The sequence below is a fragment of the Salinibacterium sp. SWN167 genome, assembly GCF_015864665.1.
GTDB lineage: Bacteria > Actinomycetota > Actinomycetes > Actinomycetales > Microbacteriaceae > Rhodoglobus.
Window position 1 is genome coordinate 1,003,249 of the sequence record NZ_JADYWU010000001.1, and the last position, 24,494, is coordinate 1,027,742.

The window sequence follows — 24,494 nt, forward strand, 5'->3', positions numbered from 1 at the left end:
CACCCATGTATGTCTTGATTACGGGAGGCCACACCGGTCTCGGACTCGGGGTCACCAAGAACGCACTCACCGCCGGCCACACCGTCGGGCTCATCATCCGCTCCGAGGCGCGCAAGCAAGAAACGATCGCGCAATTCTCCGAACTCGCACCAGAGCTCGTCGACGGCATCCAGTTCTTCTACGCCGACCTGAGCGATCAGAGCCACGTGCGAGTGGTGGCTGCAGAGATCACTGCGGCGTGGCCGCAGCTCGACCGGTTGTTCAACAACGCGGGCATCCTGACCGCATCGGGGCGCTCCTCCGGGCAGGGCAACGAGCTGCACTACGAAATCAATACTCTCGCGCCGGTCATCCTCACCGAAGCCCTCAAGCCGTTATTGCTGAAGTCGGGCGACGCGAAGGTGATCAACACGGGAACGGGCGGCATGCAGCGCAACAAGCTCAACGTTGCGCCTCTCGTGGGCACTACGACGCAGGCCGGGATGCTCACCTACATGCAGTCCAAGCAGGCCGCGATGCTCCTGCTCAACGACATTACTGAGTCCTGGCCCGGAGTGACCTTCGTGACGGTCGATCCCGGGTCACGACGAACTGACATGACGCGCAACGGGGATGCGCCCGCGATCATCACGAAGTTCTTGAGTCGTTTCTTTGGGGACCCCGCGGTCGGATCCCAGCGCATCTACGACGCCGGATTCGCCGAGCAGTTCACCGGTGCCAGCGCCGTCTACATCACGGGCAATAAGATCGCCGCGGTCAGGCACGGGATGAACGTTGAGCAGAAGCAGGCGTTGCTGGCAGGCATCAGCGGCTAGGTTCGGGCCTTCGCGCTCGTCGGCGAAAGACCGTGTGTCACGAGCCGGTGCCGAGGCGGATGCCCTCCCCGGTATCGACGATAGCGCCGTGTACTGTTGTGTCGTCAGCTGGTCGCGCGTTCACGAATCCCAGTGGAGAGCGGCCTCAGCCACAGGCTTATATTGCGAGGTAACTCTATGAAGGCAGCATTTCTCTACGGCGCGGGCGACGTGCGAGTGGAAACGGTAGCGGACCCGGTGATCCAGCTTCCGACAGACGCCGTCATCCGGGTTGTTCGTGCCTGTGTCTGCGGCTCAGACCTGCACCCCTATCACACGCGTAAGCCAGGCCCGATTGGTGCTCCGATGGGCCACGAGATGGTCGGCATCGTTGAGGAAATCGGCTCTGAGGTCTCCACGGTGAAACGAGGAGACCTCGTCGTCGCCACGTTCACGTACCAAGACAACACTTGCGTCTTTTGCCAAGAAGGTTTCCAGACCTCCTGCCGCCACGGCGGCTTTTACAACAAACCCGAAGTCGGCGGCTTCCAAGCGGAATACGCGCGGGTGCCGCAGGCAGACGGCAGTCTGGTGGCAGTGCCGGGCGTCGACGAGAAAAGTGAACTGATTCCGTCGCTTCTCGCTCTGTCCGATGTCTACCTCACCGGTTACCACGCCGCGCATATGGGGCGGGTTGGTGCGGGACAGACGGTGACGGTGATTGGCGACGGAGCGGTCGGCCTGTCGGCCGTGCTGGCATCAAAGAAGCTCGGGGCCGAGCGAGTCATCCTCATGGGGCGGCATCAGTCGCGCACTGATCTCGGTGTCGAGTTCGGGGCTGACGAGATTGTGGCCGAGCGCGGAGAAGAAGGAGTCGCCCGGGTGCGCGAACTCACCCGCGGCGAGGGTAGTCACGTCGTTATCGAGGCGGTTGGCCACTTCCCGGCATACCAGCAGGCGCTGGGGTCCGTCCGCGTGGGCGGCACGATCTCACGGGTCGGCGTTCCCCAGTATTCCGAGGCTCCCATCGGCTGGGGTTCTCTGTTCAGCCGCAACATTACGCTCACGGGTGGACCTGCCCCCGTGCGCGCCTACATCGAATCCGCGCTCCAAGACGTGCTCGACGGCTCGATCGTTCCGGGTCGTGTCTTCGATCGCGTCGTGGGTATCGACGACGTTGCGCTGGGATACGCCGCCATGGACTCCCGCGAGAGCCTCAAGGTGATGGTCGCCTTCTAGGCCCCGAGCTGGTTTCTCGCTAGCGGGGCCACGGAGCGTGGTCTCGTCAGCGGGACCACGACTGAAGGGCGATGATCGCCCGGTCGAGGTACTCATCTCGAACCGTCACGGCAAAGCGCACGAATTGCGTGCCGCTCGGACCGTAGAACTCGCCGGGCGAGACAAGCACGCCGATGTCGGCAAGCGCCATCGCGGTATCAATTCCGCTTTCGCCCCGCGTGGCCCAGAGGTATAGGCCGCTTTCCGAGCCATGAATCTCGAGTCCGGCTGCCTCGACGGCAGTGCGGAGTCGCTCAAGTCGTGCGGTGTAGAGATCGCGCTGCTCGACAACATGCTCGTCATCAGAGAGGACTGCGCTGAGTACCTGCTGCACGGGCGCAGGAACCATGAGGCCCAGGCTGCGGCGTTTCGATGCAATTTTGCCGATCAGCTCTTCGTCTCCGGCCACCATGCCGCCCCGGTATCCAGCCATGTTCGACTGCTTACTTACCGAATAGCAGGCGAGAACCTGGCTCATGTCGTCGCCGACCACTCTCGGGTCGAGGATGGACGGGATCCGCTCCCCGTTGCGCTCGTTCAACACGGCGTAGCACTCGTCCCCGACGATCACAGCACCGAGCTCGCGAGCTCGGGCGACAGCACGACGCAACTCCTCAACGGTCAGGGTCTGGCCGTCCGGGTTGCGAGGGGAGTTCAGCCAAATGAGCTTGGTCGCCTCAGGCCACTTGGCCGGATCGTCCTCAGCAACGACGCTGGCACCGACAGCGAGCGCCCCCGCTTCATAGGCGGGATAGGCAAGCGCGGGGCGTACCACTACGTCGTCCGCGCCAAGCCCGAGCAAGAATGGCAGTAAACCCAACAGCTCTTTTGAGCCGATCGTGGGCAGCACACCCTCTCGATTGAGAGTGACACCGCGGATGCGATCGAACCAGTTCACCATCGCGTCACGCAACTCGACGACCCCAATGGTCAAGGGATAGCCAGGTGCGCCGCCCGCTGAAGCCAGCGCATCGACAAAGACTTGCGGCGTCGGGTCGACAGGGGAAGCGGTCGCGAGGTCGGCAAACCCGCCCGGGTGGGCGACTGCGCGACGGCGAAGCTCAGCCGACACCTCCATCGGTGACGGAGTCACAGGAGCCGAAGACCCCACGGAGGCGCTCACGCGACAACTCCGGAGCGGCGAATCGAGAGATTCGACACTGCCCGGGAATGGGGCGATCGGGCTCCGGCGTAGTTGAAGTAAGCATCCATGTCACCTATCCAACCAGAGCTTCCTATGAAACACATAAGCGAAGACACGCTATCGGCGTTATTCGCACCGGCGGAGCGATAAGCCGCGTGGATATTCCTCAGCATGAGGAAGATCGATCCGACGTGGCCGACGCGCGGCATTCCCGCCGACGGCCGCTGGTTAAACAGCGATGTCGAGGACAGCTAGGGTTAAAATAACCCCGACTGCCCTCGACATCTTTGCTGGGCCTCCTGTCGGATTCGAACCGACGACCCCCGCTTTACAAGAGCGGTGCTCTAGCCAGCTGAGCTAAGGAGGCTTGGGCCAACGCCCTATTTTAGACATGACTTCACCTATGCTCCCAACCAACCCGCGCAGTCGCCGGCGCGCGCTCGCTGGAATCATTGCTGCAATCGTCGCTGGAGCCCTTGTTGCAGGCCAAAGTCGCATCAATGGGGAGCTTGCGGTAGAACTTCACGATTCGACTCTCGCGGCGCTCATTTCGTTCGGATCAGGGCTCGTTATTCTTACTCTGATCGTTCCTTTTGTGCCGAGCGCACGCGCTGGATTCCGTACTCTGGGCACCGAAGTCAGAAGCAAGCGCTTGCCCTGGTGGTATCTCACCGGCGGAACCTTTGGCGCGTTTTTCGTGCTCACTCAGGGGCTCGCAGCAACCGCCCTCGGCGTAGCGCTGTTCACGGTCGCCGTGGTGGCGAGTCAAACGATCAGTTCCGCGGTCATCGACCGGGTGGGAATCGGCAGTCTGCAGAAGCGCCCCGTTACTCCGCTGCGGGTGGCGGCATCCGCCCTCGCTGTGGGCGCGGTCATTTTCTCGGGGCTGTCCGATCTGCGCCTCGATGGGCCATTCCTGCTGGTCTTCTTGCCGCTCATTGCAGGCTTCGGGATCGGATGGCAGCAAGCCATCAACGGTCACGTGCGGCATGTGACGCGTTCGCCGCTCACCGCGACCTACGTCAACTTCATTGCGGGCACCTCGGTGCTGGCCATCGCGGCAATCGTGTTTGGCTTCATCGGCGGCTGGCAGCACGACTTCCCCACCGACCTGACGCTGTATCTCGGGGGAGCGATCGGCGTGATCTTCATCATCGTTGCCGCTGTGCTCGTGCCCATCACCGGAGTGCTGTTCTTCGCACTCGGTTCGATCGCGGGGCAGCTGCTCGGAGCGCTCGCCCTCGAACTTCTTTTGCCCACAGACAACGATGGGGTGGCACCAACCACCATAATCGGCGTGGCACTCACCCTCATCGCGGTGGTGATCGCCTCCCTCTCGGGCAAGCGACCACCTAAAACGCTGCTGTCGAACTAGTCCTGCTCGTCAAACTCCAGCGAGCTTGAGTTCAAGCAGAAACGGTCACCGGTCGGAGTCTGGTGGGCATCATCGAACAGATGCCCGAGGTGTGAGCCACAGGTTGCACAGACAACCTCGGTGCGCACCATTCCCAGTGAGCGATCTTCGCGAAGCTCAACGGCATCCGGGTTGATCGCTTCATAGAAGCTCGGCCATCCCGAACCCGAATCGAACTTGGTGTCGCTCGTGAAGAGCTCAGCGCTGCAGGCGCCACAGCGGTACGTGCCAGCACGCTTCTCATCGAGAAGGGCGCCAGACCACGGACGGTCGGTGCCGGCTTCACGCAGCACTGAGTACTTGATTCCGAGCTCGTCGCGCCATTGCTCGTCAGTCTTAGTCACCTTGTACGTCATGTGGTCTCCTCTATTCGTGAGCTTTCTCCGCTCAGTACATTAAACTCGGGGATGTGCCTATTGATTCCGTGATCGCCAAGTCTTGGGGCGAATTAACAACATCCGAGCTCTACTCGATCATGAAACTGCGCACTGACGTATTTTTTGTTGAGCAAAAAGTCGACGAAACCGAACTTGATGACCGTGATCAAGAGGATGCCACCCGTCACTACTGGCTCGCAGACGGTGACGATGTCGTGGCGTATATCCGCGTTTTGTTCAACGAGACCGCCGAATACCTTGACGGTCACCGCGTCATCGGCCGCGTTGTCGTGCGCGACGACCACCGCGGCGAGGGCCTCGCCCGAATCATCATGAAGCGCATCGTCGAAGATTTTGGTGGCGAAGGGATGATGTTGCACGCGCAGGACTACATCGTGCCGCTCTACGCCAAATTCGGATTCGAATCCTTTGGTGAACTGTATGAAGAAGCCACCATCATGCATCAGTCCATGTACCGCGCAGGGCGCTAATGCGCGGCCTCAACGTTTGCGTGCTCGGCCCCGCCGCGCTCATTGTCACCGCGGTTCTCATTGCGCTCACGCCGATGACGAGCGGAGCCGCAGAGCAACGGCAGCCGCTGTCTGTCACTGATGACCAGACGGCAGCCGCGACCGACTCGCCAGCCGCGACCAACACTTCAGAGACGATAATCGCCGCCGACGGCACTGTGTGTGACGTAACGGATGCCGCCATCACCTGGGGCCTCAAAGAGTCGCTGCGGTCGTACATCAGCGGCACCATCGCCAACGGCGAGTGGACGGTGAGCGACGGCGCCACCTACGAAACGCCCGACTTCGGTTGGACGGCAGGCTCCGGCCAGCTCGACGCGGGCAGTGGCACTCTCGCATTCGACGGAAGCCTGCGCCTTACCGGCCACGATGGCATCCTCGACACCACCCTCGCCGGCCTAGAAATTGTGTTCGACGGCAGCACCACAGCGAATCTCGTCTTCGATGTCTTCGGAACGACGCAAGAAGGTCTTCCCGTTGACGAAACCGATGTTGAGTTCGCCACGATCGACGTGTCAAGCATCACGGTAGCCGCTGGCACCGCGCTGCTCGAGAGTGCGCCCGTCGTTCTCACCGAAGCGGGTTCCGACGCCTTCGGCACCTATCCCGCCGGCGAAGAGTTCGACCCCATCACCGTCACCTTTAGCGCGACACCTGACTGCATGCCGCAACCGCAGGATGTCAATCAGGCACTTCTGAGCGCTCTGATCATCATCGGGGCCATCATCGCCATTCTCGTAGCGATTGCCATCGTGCTGGTTCTTGGACGTCGCCGCCGGCGCAATCGCGCCGAAGCAATGTAGCTGCCCGCTCTACGACCCTGACGTAGGCGCGTAAATTGCCCGAGCGAGGGCATCAAGCACCGTGACCGTGCGCGGGCCGAAACTCAAAATTTCGCCGTCATCCATCTCGACAAACCGCTGGTTTTTGCCAGCCTCCGTGAGGGCAACCGCGGGGCGAGCTTCGAGCAATCCACTCACGCCGCCAACACTGTCGAGACCCCCAGTCATCACCAGGATGAGATCAGGATTCGCCGCGACCATGGCCTCATCGGTCATCGGGCGCATACCTTCGAGCCCGATCTCGGCTGCGACATCCACACCACCAAGAGCATCGATCAGCACATCAGAGCCCGACTCTTGGCCGAACAAGTAATAAATACCCGAGGTGCCCCGCAGGTAGAGAAACATCATGCGCAGTCGGTCACCCGAGGGCACGATGTCAGCGATCTCAGCGATCTTCGCCTCAATTGTGGCGCTCAGCTCTGCAGCCAAGGCATCACCGGCGGCGGCAACCCCCAGCGCGGCCGCCGTCTGACGGGCCAACTCGGCAATGCCCTCAATAGAAGGATCCGTGTCCACAAACACCACCGGAATGCCCGCATCGCGCAACTGCAACACCACATCGATCGGACCAATAGAGCCATCCGTCAACACCAGATCAGGGCGCAACGCCAAAATGGCCTCACTGTTGACGGTGTGAGCGTTAGAGGTGATCACCGGCAAATCGGCTGCCTCATCAAACGTCGTCGAAATATCGCGCGCCACCAGCGAATCGAGCATTCCCAGACCAGCAACCGTCGCCGCGATCGACCCCGAAATGTCCATCGAAATCACCCGGTCCGTCGATGACACTGTGACGGGCACATCCCCGGCCAAATCGTGCGAAACGACCGTCACCGGCAACGACTGCACTGGTGCCTCCTCAGGAGCCAGAATTCCGGATGAGGGAAGAGCCGCCTGCACCAGCCCGCTGTAATCCTTCGCATCGTCCAACACCGTCAGCGCCGACAGCGGAGAAACCAAATCGGCTGTAACCGTCACAGCCGGCGTTTCGGCAATGGTGGCGGCCGAACATCCGCTCGCTGCGAGCACAACGCCAGACAACACCGCCGCAGCAGTGAACAGTCGAGTGCGCATGACAACCAATCAGAAATATCGGGTACTAAGGCAATCCTAACCTCGACTGTCTCCAATTGGTCCACGAAGCCGAGTCGTTCGGGGGAGCCACAGCCCGCACACCCTAGGCTTACCAGCACAGTGGAGGGAATTGCCGTGCCAGAAAACGAAGCCGCGTCGTGCCCCGCTACCGGCCTGTCCGAACGTGACAGCGCTATCCTCGACTTCGAGCGCGAATGGACCCGCCACGTCGGCGCCAAAGAAGAGGCCATCAGCTCCCAGTTTCATGTCTCAAGTGCGCGCTATTATCAAATGCTCAATGCGGTAATCGACTCACCGGCAGCCGTGCGCTATGACCCCATGTTGGTCTCGCGACTGCGCCGCAGCAGAGACAACCGGATGCGCACCCGATCAGTGCGCAGCCCCCACCACGACGAAGAATTGACAGACTAAGCAATGGCGAGCTACCCGAAAGACCGATTCGACGAACTACCCGAGGACGTAGACCGCATTGGAGCCCACCGCGGCCCCAAACGACGCGGCCGCGGCTGGATCGGCTTCGCCTGGGCGCTACTCGCCACCGGCGTGCTCGTCTTTGGCGGCCTCTTCGCCCTGAGCCAGTACCTGGATGACGACCTCGGCATCCCCTTCTTCGCTGCCCCCGAAGAACCCGCCGTCAACCCCGAACCCGCGGAAACCGTCGCGCCCGTCACCGACCCCGCCACAATCGACCCCGAACGCGCACTAACCATCGACGTGCTTAACGGCACCCCCGAAAGCGGACTCCAAACCACCGTCTTCGACGAACTCACTGCAGCAGGCTGGCCCACCGGCAGTGCGGCGCCCGCCTCCTCGCGTGACATCGAAGACACCTACGTGTACTACAGCAACCCCGACGACGAAGACGTAGCCTCGGGCCTCGTCGCTGCCATCGGCCGCGGCGAAATCCGCCTAGTGGAAGATGACATTTTCCCCGGCGTAGAACTCACCGTCGTCATCGGAACCGACTACCTCGCCCCCGCCGTGGAAGCAACAGAAGAGCCCACAGAATAAAGGGAAGCCCGCACGCTGCGCCGTCTTGCACTCGCCCCTGTCGAGTGCGCAGTGCTGTCTTGCACTCGCCCCCATCGAGTGCGCAGTGCCGTCTTGCACTCGCCCCTGTCGAGTGCTAATTTTGACCTTGGCACTCGCGTAGTTCGAGTGCCAACTTATTCGCTTGTACGACGTCCGGGAGGGACGAGAAACACACATGGCAAAGATCATTGCTTTCAACGAAGAGGCCCGTCGCGGCCTTGAGCGCGGCCTGAACATTCTCGCTGACGCCGTAAAGGTCACGCTCGGCCCACGTGGCCGCAACGTTGTTCTTGAGAAGAAGTGGGGCGCTCCCACCATCACGAACGACGGTGTATCCATCGCCAAAGAAATCGAGCTCGACGATCCTTTCGAAAAGATCGGTGCCGAACTCGTCAAAGAGGTAGCGAAGAAGACGGATGACGTAGCCGGAGACGGTACGACCACTTCTGTTGTTCTTGCTCAGGCTCTCGTTCGCGAAGGCCTCCGCAACGTTGCTGCGGGTGCAGACCCCATCAGCCTCAAGCGCGGTATCGAAAAGGCAACCAACTCGGTCATCGAGGCACTCATTGCGAGCGCCAAGGAGATCGAAACCAAGGAAGAGATCGCAGCTACTGCATCCATCTCTGCTGGAGACCCCGAGATCGGTGCACTTATCGCTGAGGCGATCGACAAGGTCGGCAAGGAAGGTGTTGTCACCGTTGAGGAGTCGAACACGTTCGGCACCGAGCTTGAGCTCACCGAGGGTATGCGCTTCGACAAGGGATTCCTGTCGGCATACTTCGTCACTGACCAAGAGCGCCAAGAAGCGGTCTTCGAAGACCCCTACGTTCTTATCGTCAACGGCAAGATCTCGAACATCAAGGATCTTCTCCCCATCGTCGACAAGGTAATCCAGAGTGGCAAGCAGCTGCTCATCATTGCTGAAGACGTTGACGGAGAAGCCCTCGCAACTCTCGTTGTGAACAAGATCCGTGGCATCTTCAAGTCGGTTGCTGTCAAGGCTCCTGGCTTCGGAGACCGTCGCAAGGCTCAGCTCGCTGACATCGCCATCCTCACCGGTGGTCAGGTCATCTCCGAAGAAGTTGGACTCAAGCTCGAGAACGCAACTCTCGAACTCCTCGGTCGCGCCCGTAAGGTCGTTATCACCAAGGACGAGACCACGATCATCGAAGGTGCTGGTGAAGAAGAGGCGATCGCAGGTCGCGTCAAGCAGATCCGCGCCGAGATCGACAACACTGACAGCGACTACGACCGTGAGAAGCTCCAAGAGCGTCTCGCCAAGCTCGCCGGTGGTGTTGCAGTCATCAAGGCTGGTGCCGCAACTGAGGTTGAACTCAAGGAGCGCAAGCACCGCATCGAGGACGCAGTCCGCAACGCCAAGGCAGCTGTTGAAGAAGGAATCGTCGCCGGTGGTGGCGTGGCCCTGATTCAGGCTGGCAAGATCGCTTTCGACAGCCAGGCAATGGCTGACTTGGTCGGCGACGAAGCAACCGGAGCGAACATCGTTCGTGTTGCTATCGACGCACCGCTCAAGCAGATCGCACTCAACGCAGGCATGGAGCCTGGTGTCGTTGCTGACAAGGTTCGTCACCTCCCGATTGGTCATGGCCTCAACGCAGCTACCGGCGAATACGTCGACATGCTCGCTGCAGGAATCAATGACCCGGTAAAGGTGACTCGCTCGGCTCTGCTCAACGCATCGTCGATCGCCGGTCTGTTCTTGACGACCGAAGCCGTCGTTGCTGACAAGCCTGAGAAGAACCCGGCACCCATGGGTGACCCGTCGGGTGGCATGGACTTCTAAGTCCCACCGCTCTACACCGCTTCACTGCACTACACAGAATGGGCGTCTCCTTCGGGAGGCGCCCATTCTGTCGTTAACGCGAGTTTCTGCGGGTGGGGGAGTCTCTAACGCCCGCAGTGTGCCGAGGTCTGCCCGGAGCGTGCCGGAGCGTGCTGTCAGCGTGCGAAGGCGTGCTGCTAGCGGGAGAAGAGGCGAGCATTTGCTGCTTCAATCTCCGCATACTGCTGCCCCGCTTGGCTGAGCGCGGTGTTGATGGCAGCGAGGTTCTCTTCTACTCGCTGCTGAGTGGCCTTCCAGTCGGTGACGACAGCGGAGAAGGCTGTCGCCGCCTGCCCTGTCCACGAACCCTGCAGGTTCGTGAGCTGACCGTGGAGGCCAGCAACTTCGGCTTGGATGCGGCTGATGGAATTCTGTACCGCTCCGGTGGCGCTGAGAACGGCTTCGCTATCTACTTGGTATCGAGTCATACCTCGACGGTAGATTCTGACATCCGGTCGCTGCGGCGACTATTCCTCTTCGGTGTCCTCTGAGGGGCTGGGAGTGCTGGGGAGGAGAGGAAGCTCAACGCGGAAGGTTGCGCCGCCTCCTGGCGTCTCGAGCGCCTGCACGGTGCCGTGGTGGGCTGCGACGATGGCCGCAACGATTGCTAGCCCCAGACCGCTGCCACCGGTGTCGCGGTTGCGTGAGCTGTCAGCACGCCAGAAGCGTTCGAAGACCTTGGCGCGAATCTGTTCGGGAATGCCCTCGCCGTGGTCGATGACCGAGAGTACAGCCAATTGACGCTCATGGTCGACGCCAACGCCAATCTCGACGGGAGTATCAGTCGTGAAGCGCAGCGCGTTCGTGACGAGGTTGGTGAGCACCTGGCGAATCTTGTTCTCTTCGGCCATGACGACGGCGTTGAGGTCTTTCGGCACGGGCGCAATGGCCTGAGTAAGGCGAGCGGTTGCTTTGGCAACGGCGGCCGACTTCTTGCGGGATGCCAGTCGTGAAAGCCGGGCACCGGCAGCGGCAATGGGGCCGGTGGCGAGCGCAGCAACACCGCGCGAGGGCGTGCTCGGATCGGGGTGGGAGCTCTCGGGAAGAGTGATCGCCTTGGTATCTGTGTCGGCATCAGCTGAAGTCTCAGTCGTGACGACGGCGTCGGATTCGATGCGGGGGTTGGTGTTGATCACGGTGACGACGCGGCCGGTAGAGGCACGGGCATCCATCGCTGCATCATTGGCCAACGGCAAAAGATCGACTTCGGTGAACTGCACCGGCTTGCTGCCATCAATGCGCGCCAACTCGAGCAGGTCTTCAACGAGACCACCCATACGGATAGCTTCCTTTTCGATGCGCTCCATGGCCTGAGCAACGTCATCCGGTTTGGTAATGGCGCCCATGCGATAAAGCTCGGCATAACCGCGCACGGTGACGAGCGGGGTGCGAAGTTCGTGGCTAGCGTCACCGACGAAGCGGCGCATCTGATCGATCGTGCGCGCACGGTCGGCGAAGGCGCGATCAATTCGACCAAGCATGGAGTTGAGGGAACGATTGAGGCGCCCCACTTCCGTGTTGGGGGTAGCAACAGACAGCCGCTGGTCGAAGTCTCCGTCGGCAAAGCGGGCTGCAGTGGCTTCCACTTCACGGAGCGGCGCAAACGTCGAGGTGACCAAAAGGCGGGTGAGCGCTCCACCGACAATGACAACAGTGAGACCAAAGAACAAGAAGATGGCGGCGTAACGAGCAACGATGGCGTTGGAATCACTCAGGTCGCGAGCGATAACGACCGTCACGAAGTCAGGGCCAATGGTGCTGATCGCTGGGTAGGCGATGACCCGCCATTGCCCTCCAATAGCGGTGCTCGGGAGAGTGAACGGCTCGGTCTGAGAATTGGCAACGGCGATGGTGAGGCCGTCGAGAACAGGCCGCGAGGCATCCTCTTCTCGGCTATTGCAGCGCATACTGCCGTCGTAGTTGAGGACCGCGAAATAGAGGTCATTGGGCAGGAGAGAAACACTGCACTGGGGGTCGCTAGTTGTTCCCGTGTATTGGATGCGGCCATCGAGCCCGTCGGCGGCCACGGTGATCTTGTCGTCAGTTTGCTCGATCAAGTAGTCGCGCAATACTGCGGCGGTGCCGACACCCGCAACGAGGAGGCCCATGGTGAGCAGAAGCACGGTGACTCCGGTGACCTTGGTGCGCAAAGAAATGCGGCTCCAAGCGTCTGGGATGTTCTCCTGCATGATAGTGAACGGTACCTTGCGTGGCTGGGAATCGGGAACGAGTATGGCCAGCCAAACATGAGAAATTACATGTCTGGCTGGCCATCGCGGGTGGTTACGGCTTTGCTGCCTTCAGCATGTAGCCGAATCCACGCTTGGTCTGAATGATCGGCTCTTCGGTGTGCTGATCGAGCTTGCGGCGCAGGTAGGAAATGTAGCTCTCCACGATGCCGGCGTCGCCGTTGAAGTCGTATTCCCAGACGTGATCGAGGATTTGAGCCTTCGAGAGCACGCGGTTGGGGTTGAGCATGAGGTAACGCAGCAGCTTGAACTCGGTCGGGCTGAGTTCGATCTGCTCGCTGCCGATAGATACCTCGTGGGTGTCCTGGTCCATCGTGAGGTCGCCGGCGCGGATGATCGTCTCTTCGTCATCCTGCATCGTGCGGCGAAGAATCGCCTTAATTCGGGCCACAATCTCATCGAGGCTAAAGGGCTTCGTGACGTAGTCGTCACCACCGACGGTGAGGCCGGTGATCTTGTCCTCAGTGTCATCTTTTGCCGTGAGGAACAAGATGGGGGAGGTGTAGCCGGATGCGCGGAGGCGCTTGGTCACTCCGAAACCGTTCATGTCGGGCAACATCACGTCGAGGATGATTAGGTCGGGTTCTTCTTCAAGAACAGCCGAGATGGTCTGGGCGCCGCTTCCTACCGCGCGCACCGCAAATCCCGCGAAGCGCAAGCTCGTCGTGAGCAGATCGCGAATGTTTGGTTCGTCGTCAACAATGAGAATTTTCGGTCCGTCAGCCATGCGCCCAGTATCTGCGTGTTTCCTGAACGTGACCTGATAGGTCAGGGCGTGTCGGCAAGTTGTTCACCAATTAGTTCATTGAGTATTTGTTAATTTTAAGCATAGGGTGGCCGTATCGGGATCAGGCGAAGGGGAATCAACTGATGAAGAGATTGATCGTAGGAACACTCATCGCGTTTGGCGTTGGAGCCCTCGTGCTCGCCGCCATCACGATTCTCTCGAGCCTCGCACGGTCGCACGATATTACGTGGTGGAGCGTCAATGGGGTCACCCCAATGTGGCCACTGAGCGTCGGATTCGGTGCTCTCTGGCTGATGGCCTTGAGCTTCGCCTTTCTTGTTCTCCTTTCGATAGTCGGCCTGGTGAAAGACTTCATGATCACGCGTCGTGCTCGCCTCGAGGGCGAACCGGTCTGAGACAACGCGCCTACCCCGTCAGCTGAAAGAGGTACGCGAACGCAGGCCTGGTGTACGCGATGCCTCGGCCGCTGGCACGAATGAGCTCGGCGGTGGCCTGCTCTGGTTTCTTGGGAATCAGATAGCGATCGAGATCGCTACTGTCGATTCTGTAGCGCCCGTCGCGGTGGTGGACCGCGCCCACCAGAGTCAGCCGTGGATCGAGCGCAGCAAGGCTCGCATCCCCGTGGCTGCTGTTGGCAAGGAAGAGTCCGCGCGGCGCTAGATACCGCGCGCAGGAATCCCACGCGGGGCCGGTGAACAGGGCGATGATCAGGTCGAAGGATGCGTCGGGCAGCGCAAGCGGCTTCAGAAAATCGGCCTTGAGGAAAGTGATCTCAGCTGCGGCTCCCGGCAACGTGGCGCCTTCCAATTCGCTCCGGACCCGCTCGGCGTCGGCGAAGAACGCGGCGGCCCGGCGGTCGGTGTCGACATAGGTGACGGCAGGAATGCTCGTAGACGGGGAGAGATCGAGATAGCTGCCCACGTTGAGGGCGGATGTCGGTGTCCAATGCTCGAGCAGCGCACGGTACAGGCCTGACCGATCACCGATCGACTCCCGATAGCTCAGCCACGATGGGCTCGACTGCGATGACGTGGACGATGGCGACTGTGGCATCGAAAGGACTCCCTAGGGTTCCGTGGCCGGGTTCCACCGTAGCCGGTGCGGTTGACGCTGTTGTGGCTCTCGGTGGTGAGCGCGGTGCCGCATCCGTTCATCTCGACTTCAGGGTTACCCGGGAGCACACTGGAGAGATGGATGACTCAGCCGACACCGTCGCGGGGGATGCCGCGTGCTGGCTGCCGCGCGTCTGCGAGCAATGCGGTGCTCTCGTTGAGGGTGAGCTCCCGGCGCCGTGCTGGCGCTGCGGTGTAATGATGGGCGGCGAGCAACCAGAGCTGCCCTAAGCGGTAAGGTCTGCGGCATCCAAAATCGTGTAGCTGTAGCCCTGTTCGGCCAAGAACCGTTGGCGGTTTTGTGCGAAGTCTTGGTCGACGGTGTCGCGTGCCACGAGCGTGTAGAAGTTGGCGGGCAGCCCGCTCCCCTTGGGGCGCAGCAGACGGCCAAGTCGCTGAGCTTCTTCTTGGCGTGAGCCAAACGAGCCACTGACTTGGATGGCGACGGTTGCCTCGGGCAGGTCGACTGAGAAGTTGGCAACCTTCGACACGATGAGCACCTTCGTGATGCCGTCGCGGAACTCTTGATACAGACGCTCGCGTTCCGGAACAGAGGTGGCACCCGTCAGCTTGGGAGCATTCAGCTGATCAGACAGATCATCGATCTGGTCGAGGTATTGCCCGATAACGAGAATGCGCTCGCCGGCGTGCTTTTTCACGAGCGCGCGCACCACGTCAGTTTTAGCGGGTGCTGTTGCGGCCAGTCTGTAACGTTCGTCGTCAGCGGATGCCGCATACTCAAGCCGCTCGCTCTCGGGGAGGTCAACGCGCACTTCGAAGCAACTGGCGGGGGAGATGAAGCCCTGCGCCTCAATCTCTTTCCACGGGGCATCGAAACGCTTGGGGCCGATGAGGGAGAACACATCGCCCTCGCGCCCATCTTCGCGAACAAGCGTCGCGGTGAGGCCGAGGCGACGGCGCGCTTGCAGATCAGCGGTGAGCTTGAACACGGGCGCAGGCAACAAGTGCACTTCGTCATAAATGACAAGGCCCCAGTCGAGAGCATCCAGCAATGCAAGATGGGCATACTCGCCCTTACGCTTCGCCGTCAGGATTTGGTACGTCGCGATCGTGACAGGCAAAATCTCTTTCACCTGGCCCGAATACTCACCCACTTCTTCTTCCGTGAGGGTGGTTCGTTTCAAGATTTCGGCTCGCCACTGACGGGCAGAAACCGTGTTGGTGACCAAAATGAGGGTTGTGGTGTTGCTTTGCGCCATCGCGCCGAGTCCCACGAGGGTCTTGCCGGCGCCACAGGGCAGCACGACGACGCCTGAACCGTGGTCGAAGAAGTTGTCGATGGCGTGCTGCTGGTACTCGCGCAAACCCCAGCCCGAGGCATCCAGAGCAATCTCGTGAGGTGTGCCTGGCGTGTAGCCGGCGTTGTCTTCTGCCGGCCAACCGAGCTTGAGCAGCTCTTGCTTGAGTTGCCCTCTGGCCCACGGCTGAACCACAAAAGTGTGGTCGCCGCGACGCTCGAACAGCAGGCTCGCGACCTTCTTGGCGCGCGTAATTTCGCGCAACACCGCGGGATCGGTGGCGGTGAGAGTGAGGGCGCCGTCATCATCGCGATCAATAACAAGACGGCCGTAGCGGCCAACTGTCTCCGCGATATCGACGCTGACGCTTTGAGGGATGGGAAACTTCGAATACTTTTCCAGTGTCTCCAGCATCGCTGCAGCATCATGGCCAGCGGCGCGCGCATTCCACAGCCCCAAGCGCGTGATGCGGTAGGTGTGAATGTGCTCAGGAGCCCGCTCCAGCTCCGCAAACACGGCCAAATCATGGCGCGCGTCTTCGGCCAAAGGGTGTGCGACCTCAAGCAGAACCGTGCGGTCAGACTGCACGATCAGAGGTCCGTCGGGTGCTGTGTTCATCCGACCTAGACTACGCCCGGATGCTTAGCGTTCGTTGGTGGCTTCCACCCCGACGATGCTCTTCAGCGGCAACGTTCGCTCAATATCTGCCGCACGGTCGAGGCCGCGCATGCGCCCAGCGGCGACGCTCGAAGGTTCGAGTGTGTACTGCACGAGATGCCCATCCGGCATTTTCACCGTGACAAAGAGCAACAGCTTGTTGCGAATCGCGACCTCAATCTGTCGCGACAACCACGCCTGATCTTCGTCGCCGGTAGCGCCGCCCTGACCGCTGCGAAGTTTCGCCAGCAGTTTCTCGGGGCCATCGTCGTGAGGTTCTTCGACGGGTGAAGCACTGATTTGGTCGCGTCGCAGCGACAAGATTGTGCCCTCCGAGTTCTCGGCGGCAACCGGGTAACGGGCATCGCTGAGCGCCCAAAAGAGCTGCTCAACGCCGAAACGCGAGACCAAACGGTCGCCTTCGAGGCGTAAACCGAATGCTCCAAAGTTGGGGTCAACCGCGATCGACTGCAAGAGAACGGGGTCGGGAGAAATCACATAGCTACCGGCCACGCCAACCTGGCCAACCCGCACGAGCCCATGACGAGCCGCAGCCTCAGCCAACAAGTATTCGACCGGTTGCGGCACGCCCGTCAAGGAAATTTCGGTCAGGAAGCTGCGAATGCCGTCGAGGGTCTCGCCGAGCGTCATGGCGTGGTGCAGGCTCGATCGAGAGATCCGATACGTGGATGCCAGGGCGCGAGTCTCAACGTCAGCGATCACGCGCAACCGGGCATCCAATTGCGGCGCCAACGGGCCGGGCGAAATCACGCTGAGGTCGGGCTGCACATACACCTGATGCACTTCGTTCGGAAAAACCGCAGCCATGGCGGCTGTTGCTTCCGTCGTGGTGCTGGTGAGCAGTGCAACGCCAGCGCTACTCGGCAGACGATTAGCGGTGACGCCAAGCAAGCTGGCATCCCGGGCATACCGGCGCACCTTTTCGAGCACCGAATCGATCCCCGCGGGGTACAACCAGCGCATGTAGTCTTCGACGCCGTTGCCCCAAAAGCTCTGCGTGCGGTCGGCCAAAATGGTGCGGATGTCATCAGGAATTCCCTGATGCCACGCCTCAGCCAGCTGCACCCAGCGTTCGGCCGCACCACGCGACATCCATTCGGTGGCGTCGGCGGTTGGCATCCATTGGGCGTTCGTTGTGGCAATGAGCCCGGCACGTTCGGCGATGTCGACCAGGCCGGCAATTTTGTCGAGCGGCACAGACATGGCTGCCGCCAGCCGCTTTGAGTCGGGGAGCGAGACTCCACCGCGAGCCAGATCGCGCACGGGGCTGGAGCGCAGCTGGTTGATGAGTTCGGTGACCTCGTTGGTGGTGGCGAACGCGTTCTCGGCGGCGATGCTATCGATGCTGTCGCGTTCCGAGGGTTCGACCGACGTGAGAGTGGATGGCGCTGGTGCGTCGAGCAATTCGCCGGTAGATGGCAAACCATCGAACGGCCAGCCGGCCAACTGGTCTGTGACGCCGTCTGGGGCGCTGTAGCGACCGCCGCGGTGGATGAGCAGCGCCAGACTCACGAGTCGATCGAGCCGCCGCTGAACGGCAACCTCGTCGTCACCGAAGGGCCCGACGGCAGAGGCGACTTCCTGCGCGGTGAGAGAAGCAGTGTCAGCGACCACAGCAAGAGTGGCGAGCGTGGGGCGGTCGAGATCTCGCAACACGCGTTCAACAGAAGTGGACTGTTGCAGAGCATCCGCCAAATCAAAGAAGTCGCTGACGGAGTTGCCGCGCACAATGCGTGAGCGCAACAACTCAAGAAGTTGATCGTCGTCTAGTGCCCGCAGTTGAGCGGCGAGCAAAAGAGCCGCATCGCTAATTGTGGCCATTCCTATATTCACGTTGGCGGCGGCGACCATTCAACACGACAAGGGTGATGATGAAAACGACGCCCAAAGGCAAAGCAAAGTAGGGCATAGTGATCACTGCGGGCCACACACCGTAATCGAATACGGTTTGGCCCACTGCGGTAGCAACGACTACGGCGACAAAGCTAAGCACAGCGAGTGCGATCGAGATGGCGACCAGGTAGGCGAGCACACGCTCGATGCGGAGGTCACGTTCAGTTGAGTGATTTGTCACGTTGACAAGGATACGCGCCCGTTTACGTTCTAAGCTTGAGTCACGAATACAAAGGAGCATGCCCATGCCTACCGGCAAGGTTAAGTTTTACGACGACGAGAAGGGTTTTGGCTTCATCATGAGTGATGAAGGCCAAGAGGTCTTCTTGCACGCCTCAGCGCTGCCAGCGGGCACGACTGGGATCAAAGCGGGTACACGCCTCGAGTTCGGCATCGCTGACGGCAAGAAGGGCGCTCAGGCACTCTCCGTGCGCGTCATGGATGCTCCTGCAAGCATGGCCAAGATTAACCGCAAGCCTGCCGATGACATGGCCGTGATCATTGAAGATCTCGTCAAGCTCATGGACGGCATTGGTTCTGGTCTCAAGCGCGGTCGTTACCCCGATAAAGCCCACGGCGCCAAGATCGCCTCCATGCTACGTAAAGTTGCGGACGAACTAGATGCCTAATAGCCAGTACGAAAAGCTTGCTCGAGGGGCACTCCTCGAGATCACCACTGATGCGTCGATTGGTGCGCTCGTCGGTGAGCAGATCGAAAGCGAAGGCACCGTTTCGGTTCTCTTCTCTTCGGCTCTGCCGGGCTATCCGGGCTGGAATTGGACCGTCAGCGTCGCACACGTTGAAGGCGAAGAACCCACGGTTCTCGAAGCAGAACTTATGCCGGCCGAGGGCGCACTGCTCTCGCCTGACTGGGTGCCGTGGTCGGAACGTCTCGCCGAGTACAAGGCCGCGCAGGCTGCATCTGAAGCTGCGGATGCCGAAAAGGCCGCTGCAGAAGAAGCCTCCGACGACGACGATCTCGACGACGATGACGATGAGGGCGACGACGAATTCGGCTCGTCCGTATTGCACGGAGGAGACCTCGACGGTGTCGATATCGACGCATCGGATGACGATGACGACGACGACGACGACGATGTCGATGATGATTTCGACACTGGCGCGTTTCGTGGCGGCGACCACGAGGGCGTAAGCATCGATGACCTCGACGACTCGGACGATGATGACGACGAGGACGAGGACGACGACGACGACGACGATTCAGACGACGCTGAACTCGATGACGACGATGATCTCGACGATTCAGATGACGATGATGACGATGATGACGATGATGACGACGATTCGGACGAAGAAGACTAGCGAGTGCGCTTTCCGCGCCGTACGTGCGTGTAGATCAGGCCGATAAGGCCAAGCACGAGCCCCGCAACGGCCGTCCAAAGCCACCACAGGTTTCCGGATGCGTTGAGCGGCTCGATAAAAAGCAGCAGCAGTGCGAGACCGATGATCCACAACACCATGCCCACGAGCATGGCTTTGCGGTCGTCGGTCTGCACCGGCTCAGGATCGGGCCGGCGTTCCGAGTCTTTCAGCCAGATACGCACGGTTTCAGATTAGTGGCTGTTGGTGATCACGTACTCGATCGATGACACCAATTTGCGGATGTCATCCGGCTCGATTGCAACGAAGGTGGCAACGCGCAGTTGGTTGCGGCCCAGTTTGCGGTACGGATCGGTGTCGACGATTCCGTTGGCACGGAGCGTCTTCGAGATCGCGGCGGCATCAATCGCGTCATCGAAGTCGATGGTGGCGATGACTTGCGAGCGGTGCTCCGGGTTGGTGACGAACGGGGTAGCGACATCGCTGGCGGCAGCCCAGTCGTAGAGCACCGACGAGGATTCGCGGGTGCGAGCATCCGCCCACGCAAGCCCACCGTTGCCATTGATCCAGTCGATCTGGTTCTCGAGCAGCAGCAGGGTGCTGAGTGCGGGAGTGTTGAGCGTTTGGTTGAGGCGCGAGTTGTCGATCGCGTTCTTGAGCGACAAGAACTCGGGGATGTAGCGGCCCGATGCTGCGATGCGCTCGACGCGCTCGATTGCTGCGGGGGAAAAGAGAGCGATCCACAGGCCGCCATCGGATGCAAAGTTCTTCTGCGGTGCAAAGTAGTAGACGTCAGCCTGGTTGGCGTCGAACTGCACGCCGCCTGCTGCGCTGGTGGCATCCACGACGGTGAGCACGTTCTCGTCATCGAAGCGACGCACCGGCGCCATTACACCGGTGGAGGTTTCGTTTTGCGGGTAAGCGAAGACGTCAGCGCCATCGATATCGTCGAGTTCAGCCAGCGACCCGCCGGGGGCGGTGACGACATGAGGCGATTCAAGATGAGGTGCTGCGGCTGCTTTAGCGAACTTGGAACCGAACTCTCCGAAGGAGAGGTGAGCGCTGCGACGTTCGATGAGGGCGAAGGCTGCGGCATCCCAGAATGCGGTGGAGCCTCCATTGCCGAGTACTACTTCGTAGCCCTCAGGAATCTGGAAAAGCTCTCCAAGGCCCGCACGTACACGGCCAACGAGGTCGCGAACCGGGGCTTGGCGGTGAGAAGTGCCGAGAATGTTTCGCGCGCCAGAAACGAGATGTTCGATCTGTTCGGCGCGCACTTTGGAAGGGCCAGCTCCGAATCGTCCGTCGGAGGGAAGGAGGTCAGTAGGGATCGTCAGGCTCGGCATGCGTCCAATTCTATTGGCCAGTTCGGGCTAGTCTGGTTTCATGACCGATCTCGTTGACACCACCGAGATGTACCTGCGCACGATTCTTGATCTCGAAGAAGAGAACATTGTCCCGTTGCGGGCCCGCATCTCTGAGCGGCTCGGCCACTCTGGCCCGACCGTTTCGCAAACCATCGGCCGCATGGAACGTGACGGCCTTGTCGTCGTCGAAGGCGACCGCCACCTCGAATTTACTGTGGAGGGTCGGCGCCGCGCCACGCATGTGATGCGCAAGCACCGCCTCGCTGAGCGACTCCTCGCCGATGTCATTGGTCTCGATTGGGCGCTCGTTCACGACGAAGCATGCCGGTGGGAGCACGTGATGAGCGAGCAAGTTGAGCGCAAGCTCATCGAGATCCTTGATCACCCCACTGAGTCGCCCTATGGCAACCCGATTCCTGGCTTGGAAGAGTTGGGTGGAGTTGCCGCGGCATCCTTCAGCGACGGGATGGTGAACATTGTTGACCTCGTCGCAGAAACAACGACCCCCGTGACCGGGCTCATCCGTCGACTGGGTGAACCCGTGCAATTCGAACCTGAACTGTTGCAGCAGCTGTTTAGCGCTGGCGTTATGCCTGGCAAGACTGCCACGTTCGCCGCTGCAGACTCGTATGTTGCGGTCACGGTGGAGGGTTTCGGCGAAGGTCTCGAGCTGCCCAACGAGGTCGCCGTGCATATCTTTGTGGAGAAGCCGAGGGCGTAGCGTTCTGATTCACTTTTCGAATCTGGCGTTCACCGAGGCGTAACCGTCTCGTCAATCAATTCGGCGCGCCCGCGTGCAAGGAGCCCGAAAAACTGGGTTAGCCTATAGCCCTTGGAGTTCACGAATGAACCGGAGAATCGTATGTTGAGTAGGTGCAGCATCCAAACCGTGGATGCGCGTGCCCACTTTTGCATACGACACAGCAGTACTGTGCGCAGCAGTTTTTGCGCGCTGAATCACTAGGCATCGTCTTTCGACGGTGCCTTTTTGTGTTTCTGCCTCCTTTTCGCTGAATTTCAGGGAAGTCGATTGCCTGCAAGCCGTGCAGGCTCTTTCGAGAGGATGACAATGCGCACTTTGGTACTGAACGCTGGCTATGAGCCGCTCGCGGTCGTGTCCTTCAAACGAGCCGTCGTGCTCGTGATGAATCAGAAAGCGACGGTTGTCGCTGCCGACCCGGATAATCCGGTATGGAGCGCGAGTGAATCGTGGGAGCGACCGTCGGTCATCATCCTGCGAAATTATGTGCGTATTCCATCGACGCGCAGGTTGCCGGTTTCTCGCCGTGGAGTGCTGCGACGTGACGGTCACCGTTGTGGCTATTGCGGGGCTTCAGCAAACACTATCGACCACATCATGCCTCGCTCGCGCGGTGGTGAAGATTCGTGGGAGAACCTGGTGGCGTGCTGCTTGCGGTGCAACAACAAGAAGAGTGATCGCACTCCCGCGGAGATGAATTGGCGACTGCTCATCAAGCCACGCCCGCCGCACACGAGCGCATGGCTTGTGCGGGGGATTGAAAGGGCACTCCCAGATTGGGAAGAATATTTGGCACCGGCCGCATAACTGTTATGCTGTTGTGATTATTCTTGTGTTCAAGGATTTCCCTAGTTTTCCTTGAATGCGCTCCACGTGAAGGTTTCCGATTGTCCCGTATCTCGACTGATGGCCCGGATGTTTCCGGCGTGCCCTCTGCGGAACCCTCGAGCGAGGCCCCTGTCTTTCTTTCGCGTCGTGAGGCGCGTGCCGCACGCGACGCTGCCCTTGCAGGCACGCCGGTAGTTGCTGCAGTTGCGCCGCATATTCCGGTGGCTCCGGCTGCCGTGGCTCTTGAGGAAGCGCCGGTTCTTTACACGGCTGCTTCCGCCGCGCCAATCAATCGTGCTGTTCCCATGGATGCCGAACCGCCTCGTACGGCGAAGGTTGCCAAGGTCAAGGCCAAGCGCGTCCGCAAGAGCCCACTTCGCGCAGTAGCGTCGATGGCTGTCATTGGTGGCCTTTTCGCTGTCGCCGGGTTGCCGGCCTATGGCCAAGGCGGTCTGATTTCAGAAGACGGCACGCTTGCGTCCGTCTCTGCCGTGGCAGATGTAGCGCAGGCAAACGTGCAGTCAGTTACCGTCAGCGCCGAGCTGGAATTGCCCGAGCTCACGCGCGATCAGTTTGAAGCGACGTCGCCCGAAGACTTGGTAGTGATTCAGCAGCAGGACGCGATTGCGTCTGCAAACGCGCTCTACGCTGCATCGGGCGCTCAAGCACTGGGTGACGACTACCCGTGGCCAACGGCGGGTTCCACTCTTTCGCCATTGAACTATTACTACCGCCAGTGCACTGACTTTGTGGCATGGCGTTTGAACCGCGATGTCGGCTCGTTCGCTGCACCCTTCCGTTGGGCGTGGGCTGACCTCACGCCAAACGGTGGCGATGCCTACCAGTGGGAGTCTGCATGGCAGGCCCACGGTTGGACCGTGAGTGCGACTCCCGTTGCCGGTTCTGTCGCGTGGTTCGGCTGGGACAACCACGTCGCCTACGTGAAGCAGGTCAATGCCGATGGCTCAGTTTTGCTTGAGGAATACAACTACGTGGCCCTCTCTTATGGCCAGCGCACGATCCCGGCCAGCGAGGTTGAGTCGTTCCTTTACCCGCCAGGCCAGTAGCTGTTTGGCTTGACTGTGTGCTGGTGAGGCTGAAACCAGCAAGAACGACTCCGTGGAGTAATCGATCATGACTGACGACGAACTCATGGCAACGTTCGAAAACAACACCATCGCGCCTGCTGCGTTTTCGCACGAACGTCACGTTCGCGTGGCGTGATTGCTGGCGCGTATGTATGGCGCTGTCGACGGCTTCGAACGTCTCGTGGTCGGCATCACGAGCATGGCCGGGCGGGCAAGCCGGATGCTTTTCATGTCACGCTCACTCGCGCCTGGTTCGGCCTCATTGTGCTGGTAGATGACGTGGACATCAAACGTTTCTACTCTCCTGAGCGCATCGCTGAGGGTCGCACGCACTGGCTAGCGCCCGACCTCCAGCCGCTGCAGTATCCGCTCCCAGCCGCGATCGATGGTGTGGCAGCGCCGGGTTCCTAGTGCCAGCGCCTCGTGCGGAGGGAACTCAGCGCGGGTCTCGGCTACACTCGAAACGCCAGCCTCTGTAGCTCAACGGAAGAGCAACTCCGTCCTAAGGAGCAGGTTGGGGGTTCGAATCCCTCCAGGGGCACACTCGATCAGTGCCAACGCCGCTCGGGGATCAGGGCGCGAGGGTTGCCTGAGGTTGTCTACAGGCGACTAGCCGATCACGGATGCTCGGGTCTCAGCCCTTCTCGCAACCCACGTGGAGACGATGAAAGCGGCGGCAATAGCCACAAAACGAGAGTCCATCCCGTGACGGTTGCCAAAGATGTGACCAGTTCTTCGGGCTCACCGCTTGGAGAGCAGAAGAGGCCAGGCGGGAACACGCTGCGACGGAACCCCACGTTCGGACCAACTATCTCGAAC

At 60.6% G+C, this 24,494-nt stretch carries 28 protein-coding genes and 2 tRNA genes; 17 read left to right on the forward strand and 13 right to left on the reverse strand.

Translation table 11 applies throughout. The features are described 5' to 3' along the window. Positions 1-5 precede the first annotated feature (5 nt). Together I6E60_RS04795 and I6E60_RS04800 are read left to right on the forward strand one after the other, a co-directional pair. Positions 6-815, forward strand: coding sequence for an SDR family NAD(P)-dependent oxidoreductase (locus tag I6E60_RS04795; RefSeq protein WP_197179091.1), 810 nt, complete (start codon positions 6-8; stop codon positions 813-815). 177 nt (positions 816-992) lie between these two features. Continuing rightward, the gene (locus tag I6E60_RS04800) at positions 993-2,033 is read left to right on the forward strand and encodes a zinc-binding dehydrogenase (RefSeq protein WP_197123428.1); all 1,041 of its coding nucleotides are present in this window, start codon (positions 993-995) and stop codon (positions 2,031-2,033) included. Positions 2,034-2,079: 46 nt separating this feature from the next. On the opposite strand, the gene dapC is transcribed toward I6E60_RS04800, so the two are convergent. Both dapC and I6E60_RS04810 read right to left on the reverse strand, forming a co-directional pair. After that, a complete protein-coding gene (gene dapC / locus I6E60_RS04805) occupies positions 2,080-3,195 on the reverse strand; it encodes a succinyldiaminopimelate transaminase (RefSeq protein ID WP_307784379.1) in 1,116 nt (371 codons plus the stop codon). A gap of 314 nt (positions 3,196-3,509) precedes the next feature. After that, positions 3,510-3,583: transfer RNA gene (locus tag I6E60_RS04810), tRNA-Thr, on the reverse strand. Positions 3,584-3,619: 36 nt separating this feature from the next. On the opposite strand from I6E60_RS04810, the gene I6E60_RS04815 reads away from it, so the two are divergent. Continuing rightward, the gene (locus tag I6E60_RS04815) at positions 3,620-4,591 is read left to right on the forward strand and encodes a DMT family transporter (RefSeq protein ID WP_197179093.1); all 972 of its coding nucleotides are present in this window, start codon (positions 3,620-3,622) and stop codon (positions 4,589-4,591) included. On the opposite strand, the gene msrB is transcribed toward I6E60_RS04815, so the two are convergent. Continuing rightward, positions 4,588-4,986: a peptide-methionine (R)-S-oxide reductase MsrB gene (gene msrB / locus I6E60_RS04820; RefSeq protein ID WP_197123432.1), complete on the reverse strand. Its 399-nt coding sequence runs from the start codon at positions 4,984-4,986 to the stop codon at positions 4,588-4,590. The genes I6E60_RS04815 and msrB overlap by 4 nt on opposite strands. 53 nt (positions 4,987-5,039) lie before the next feature. On the opposite strand from msrB, the gene I6E60_RS04825 reads away from it, so the two are divergent. Both I6E60_RS04825 and I6E60_RS04830 read left to right on the forward strand, forming a co-directional pair. Then, positions 5,040-5,498: a GNAT family N-acetyltransferase gene (locus I6E60_RS04825; RefSeq protein ID WP_307784380.1), complete on the forward strand. Its 459-nt coding sequence runs from the start codon at positions 5,040-5,042 to the stop codon at positions 5,496-5,498. Continuing rightward, a complete protein-coding gene (locus tag I6E60_RS04830; RefSeq protein WP_197179095.1) occupies positions 5,498-6,340 on the forward strand; it encodes an HtaA domain-containing protein in 843 nt (280 codons plus the stop codon). Before I6E60_RS04825 ends, I6E60_RS04830 begins: the two co-directional genes overlap by 1 nt. Before the next feature lie 9 nt (positions 6,341-6,349). On the opposite strand, the gene I6E60_RS04835 is transcribed toward I6E60_RS04830, so the two are convergent. Then, positions 6,350-7,456 carry a hemin ABC transporter substrate-binding protein gene (locus I6E60_RS04835; RefSeq protein WP_197179097.1) on the reverse strand — a complete coding sequence of 369 codons (1,107 nt, stop codon included), beginning with the start codon at positions 7,454-7,456 and terminating at the stop codon, positions 6,350-6,352. 135 nt (positions 7,457-7,591) lie between these two features. Here I6E60_RS04835 and I6E60_RS04840 point away from each other — a divergent pair, with 135 nt between their 5' ends. The 3 genes from I6E60_RS04840 to groL all read left to right on the forward strand — a co-directional run bounded on the left by I6E60_RS04840 (position 7,592) and on the right by groL (position 10,313). Beyond that, positions 7,592-7,888 carry a DUF3263 domain-containing protein gene (locus I6E60_RS04840; protein WP_197179099.1) on the forward strand — a complete coding sequence of 99 codons (297 nt, stop codon included), beginning with the start codon at positions 7,592-7,594 and terminating at the stop codon, positions 7,886-7,888. 3 nt (positions 7,889-7,891) lie between these two features. Further along, complete coding sequence (locus tag I6E60_RS04845) at positions 7,892-8,488, forward strand: LytR C-terminal domain-containing protein (protein WP_197123440.1); 597 nt, start codon at positions 7,892-7,894, stop codon at positions 8,486-8,488. Positions 8,489-8,684: 196 nt separating this feature from the next. Next, complete coding sequence (gene groL / locus I6E60_RS04850) at positions 8,685-10,313, forward strand: chaperonin GroEL (RefSeq protein WP_197123442.1); 1,629 nt, start codon at positions 8,685-8,687, stop codon at positions 10,311-10,313. 176 nt (positions 10,314-10,489) lie between these two features. On the opposite strand, the gene I6E60_RS04855 is transcribed toward groL, so the two are convergent. The 3 genes from I6E60_RS04855 to I6E60_RS04865 all read right to left on the reverse strand — a co-directional run bounded on the left by I6E60_RS04855 (position 10,490) and on the right by I6E60_RS04865 (position 13,328). After that, positions 10,490-10,780 (reverse strand): WXG100 family type VII secretion target, encoded by a 291-nt coding sequence (locus I6E60_RS04855; RefSeq protein ID WP_197123444.1) that lies wholly within the window; start codon positions 10,778-10,780, stop codon positions 10,490-10,492. 39 nt (positions 10,781-10,819) lie between these two features. Continuing rightward, positions 10,820-12,541, reverse strand: coding sequence for a HAMP domain-containing sensor histidine kinase (locus I6E60_RS04860; RefSeq protein WP_197179101.1), 1,722 nt, complete (start codon positions 12,539-12,541; stop codon positions 10,820-10,822). A gap of 94 nt (positions 12,542-12,635) precedes the next feature. After that, entirely contained in the window at positions 12,636-13,328 is a 693-nt protein-coding gene (locus I6E60_RS04865; RefSeq protein ID WP_197109572.1) for a response regulator transcription factor, read from the reverse strand. A 143-nt stretch (positions 13,329-13,471) separates the two neighbouring features. Between I6E60_RS04865 and I6E60_RS04870 the strand changes: the two genes are divergently transcribed. Further along, a complete protein-coding gene (locus I6E60_RS04870; RefSeq protein ID WP_197123448.1) occupies positions 13,472-13,744 on the forward strand; it encodes a hypothetical protein in 273 nt (90 codons plus the stop codon). 10 nt (positions 13,745-13,754) lie between these two features. On the opposite strand, the gene I6E60_RS04875 is transcribed toward I6E60_RS04870, so the two are convergent. After that, positions 13,755-14,402 carry a hypothetical protein gene (locus I6E60_RS04875; protein ID WP_197179102.1) on the reverse strand — a complete coding sequence of 216 codons (648 nt, stop codon included), beginning with the start codon at positions 14,400-14,402 and terminating at the stop codon, positions 13,755-13,757. On the opposite strand from I6E60_RS04875, the gene I6E60_RS04880 reads away from it, so the two are divergent. Then, entirely contained in the window at positions 14,396-14,692 is a 297-nt protein-coding gene (locus tag I6E60_RS04880; protein WP_197123452.1) for a hypothetical protein, read from the forward strand. The two genes, I6E60_RS04875 and I6E60_RS04880, sit on opposite strands and share 7 nt — an antisense overlap. Here I6E60_RS04880 and I6E60_RS04885 read toward each other — a convergent pair. The 3 genes from I6E60_RS04885 to I6E60_RS04895 are packed head-to-tail and all read right to left on the reverse strand — an operon-like array spanning position 14,689 to position 18,472. Then, positions 14,689-16,338, reverse strand: a complete 1,650-nt coding sequence (locus tag I6E60_RS04885) for a DNA repair helicase XPB (RefSeq protein ID WP_197179103.1) — start codon at positions 16,336-16,338, stop codon at positions 14,689-14,691. The two genes, I6E60_RS04880 and I6E60_RS04885, sit on opposite strands and share 4 nt — an antisense overlap. A gap of 24 nt (positions 16,339-16,362) precedes the next feature. Further along, positions 16,363-18,219, reverse strand: a complete 1,857-nt coding sequence (locus I6E60_RS04890) for a helicase-associated domain-containing protein (protein WP_197179104.1) — start codon at positions 18,217-18,219, stop codon at positions 16,363-16,365. Further along, a complete protein-coding gene (locus tag I6E60_RS04895) occupies positions 18,206-18,472 on the reverse strand; it encodes a hypothetical protein (protein ID WP_307784382.1) in 267 nt (88 codons plus the stop codon). The genes I6E60_RS04890 and I6E60_RS04895 overlap by 14 nt, the downstream gene beginning before the upstream one ends. 64 nt (positions 18,473-18,536) lie before the next feature. On the opposite strand from I6E60_RS04895, the gene I6E60_RS04900 reads away from it, so the two are divergent. Beyond that, a complete protein-coding gene (locus tag I6E60_RS04900; RefSeq protein WP_197123460.1) occupies positions 18,537-18,920 on the forward strand; it encodes a cold-shock protein in 384 nt (127 codons plus the stop codon). Next, a complete protein-coding gene (locus tag I6E60_RS04905; protein ID WP_197179105.1) occupies positions 18,913-19,614 on the forward strand; it encodes a DUF3027 domain-containing protein in 702 nt (233 codons plus the stop codon). Before I6E60_RS04900 ends, I6E60_RS04905 begins: the two co-directional genes overlap by 8 nt. Here the strand turns inward: I6E60_RS04905 and I6E60_RS04910 are convergent. Both I6E60_RS04910 and serC read right to left on the reverse strand, forming a co-directional pair. After that, positions 19,611-19,856 (reverse strand): DUF2530 domain-containing protein, encoded by a 246-nt coding sequence (locus I6E60_RS04910; RefSeq protein ID WP_197123464.1) that lies wholly within the window; start codon positions 19,854-19,856, stop codon positions 19,611-19,613. The two genes, I6E60_RS04905 and I6E60_RS04910, sit on opposite strands and share 4 nt — an antisense overlap. A 9-nt stretch (positions 19,857-19,865) precedes the next feature. Further along, positions 19,866-20,978: a phosphoserine transaminase gene (gene serC / locus I6E60_RS04915; protein ID WP_197123466.1), complete on the reverse strand. Its 1,113-nt coding sequence runs from the start codon at positions 20,976-20,978 to the stop codon at positions 19,866-19,868. A 40-nt stretch (positions 20,979-21,018) separates the two neighbouring features. Between serC and I6E60_RS04920 the strand changes: the two genes are divergently transcribed. The 5 genes from I6E60_RS04920 to I6E60_RS04940 all read left to right on the forward strand — a co-directional run bounded on the left by I6E60_RS04920 (position 21,019) and on the right by I6E60_RS04940 (position 24,216). Beyond that, positions 21,019-21,720, forward strand: a complete 702-nt coding sequence (locus tag I6E60_RS04920) for a metal-dependent transcriptional regulator (protein WP_197123468.1) — start codon at positions 21,019-21,021, stop codon at positions 21,718-21,720. 348 nt (positions 21,721-22,068) lie between these two features. Further along, positions 22,069-22,566, forward strand: coding sequence for an HNH endonuclease (locus tag I6E60_RS04925; protein ID WP_197123471.1), 498 nt, complete (start codon positions 22,069-22,071; stop codon positions 22,564-22,566). A gap of 80 nt (positions 22,567-22,646) precedes the next feature. After that, the gene (locus I6E60_RS04930) at positions 22,647-23,654 is read left to right on the forward strand and encodes a CHAP domain-containing protein (protein WP_197179106.1); all 1,008 of its coding nucleotides are present in this window, start codon (positions 22,647-22,649) and stop codon (positions 23,652-23,654) included. 153 nt (positions 23,655-23,807) lie between these two features. After that, entirely contained in the window at positions 23,808-24,086 is a 279-nt protein-coding gene (locus I6E60_RS04935) for a hypothetical protein (protein WP_197179107.1), read from the forward strand. Between the two features lie 58 nt (positions 24,087-24,144). Beyond that, positions 24,145-24,216: transfer RNA gene (locus tag I6E60_RS04940), tRNA-Arg, on the forward strand. The last annotated feature ends 278 nt before the right edge of the window (positions 24,217-24,494 follow it).

What these genes read in the sequence shown, in the direction of transcription:
- serC (WP_197123466.1), bottom strand. Translation starts at nt 20,978, where the DNA reads ATGCCGAGCCTGACGATCCCTACTGACCTCCTTCCCTCCGACGGACGA.
- I6E60_RS04870 (WP_197123448.1), top strand. Translation starts at nt 13,472, where the DNA reads ATGAAGAGATTGATCGTAGGAACACTCATCGCGTTTGGCGTTGGAGCC.
- I6E60_RS04815 (WP_197179093.1), top strand. Translation starts at nt 3,620, where the DNA reads ATGCTCCCAACCAACCCGCGCAGTCGCCGGCGCGCGCTCGCTGGAATC.
- I6E60_RS04900 (WP_197123460.1), top strand. Translation starts at nt 18,537, where the DNA reads ATGCCTACCGGCAAGGTTAAGTTTTACGACGACGAGAAGGGTTTTGGC.
- I6E60_RS04865 (WP_197109572.1), bottom strand. Translation starts at nt 13,328, where the DNA reads ATGGCTGACGGACCGAAAATTCTCATTGTTGACGACGAACCAAACATT.
- I6E60_RS04795 (WP_197179091.1), top strand. Translation starts at nt 6, where the DNA reads ATGTATGTCTTGATTACGGGAGGCCACACCGGTCTCGGACTCGGGGTC.
- I6E60_RS04885 (WP_197179103.1), bottom strand. Translation starts at nt 16,338, where the DNA reads ATGAACACAGCACCCGACGGACCTCTGATCGTGCAGTCTGACCGCACG.
- I6E60_RS04845 (WP_197123440.1), top strand. Translation starts at nt 7,892, where the DNA reads ATGGCGAGCTACCCGAAAGACCGATTCGACGAACTACCCGAGGACGTA.
- I6E60_RS04875 (WP_197179102.1), bottom strand. Translation starts at nt 14,402, where the DNA reads ATGCCACAGTCGCCATCGTCCACGTCATCGCAGTCGAGCCCATCGTGG.
- I6E60_RS04860 (WP_197179101.1), bottom strand. Translation starts at nt 12,541, where the DNA reads ATGCAGGAGAACATCCCAGACGCTTGGAGCCGCATTTCTTTGCGCACC.
- I6E60_RS04830 (WP_197179095.1), top strand. Translation starts at nt 5,498, where the DNA reads ATGCGCGGCCTCAACGTTTGCGTGCTCGGCCCCGCCGCGCTCATTGTC.
- I6E60_RS04835 (WP_197179097.1), bottom strand. Translation starts at nt 7,456, where the DNA reads ATGCGCACTCGACTGTTCACTGCTGCGGCGGTGTTGTCTGGCGTTGTG.
- I6E60_RS04925 (WP_197123471.1), top strand. Translation starts at nt 22,069, where the DNA reads ATGCGCACTTTGGTACTGAACGCTGGCTATGAGCCGCTCGCGGTCGTG.
- groL (WP_197123442.1), top strand. Translation starts at nt 8,685, where the DNA reads ATGGCAAAGATCATTGCTTTCAACGAAGAGGCCCGTCGCGGCCTTGAG.
- I6E60_RS04890 (WP_197179104.1), bottom strand. Translation starts at nt 18,219, where the DNA reads ATGGCCACAATTAGCGATGCGGCTCTTTTGCTCGCCGCTCAACTGCGG.
- I6E60_RS04855 (WP_197123444.1), bottom strand. Translation starts at nt 10,780, where the DNA reads ATGACTCGATACCAAGTAGATAGCGAAGCCGTTCTCAGCGCCACCGGA.
- I6E60_RS04905 (WP_197179105.1), top strand. Translation starts at nt 18,913, where the DNA reads ATGCCTAATAGCCAGTACGAAAAGCTTGCTCGAGGGGCACTCCTCGAG.
- I6E60_RS04800 (WP_197123428.1), top strand. Translation starts at nt 993, where the DNA reads ATGAAGGCAGCATTTCTCTACGGCGCGGGCGACGTGCGAGTGGAAACG.
- msrB (WP_197123432.1), bottom strand. Translation starts at nt 4,986, where the DNA reads ATGACGTACAAGGTGACTAAGACTGACGAGCAATGGCGCGACGAGCTC.
- I6E60_RS04920 (WP_197123468.1), top strand. Translation starts at nt 21,019, where the DNA reads ATGACCGATCTCGTTGACACCACCGAGATGTACCTGCGCACGATTCTT.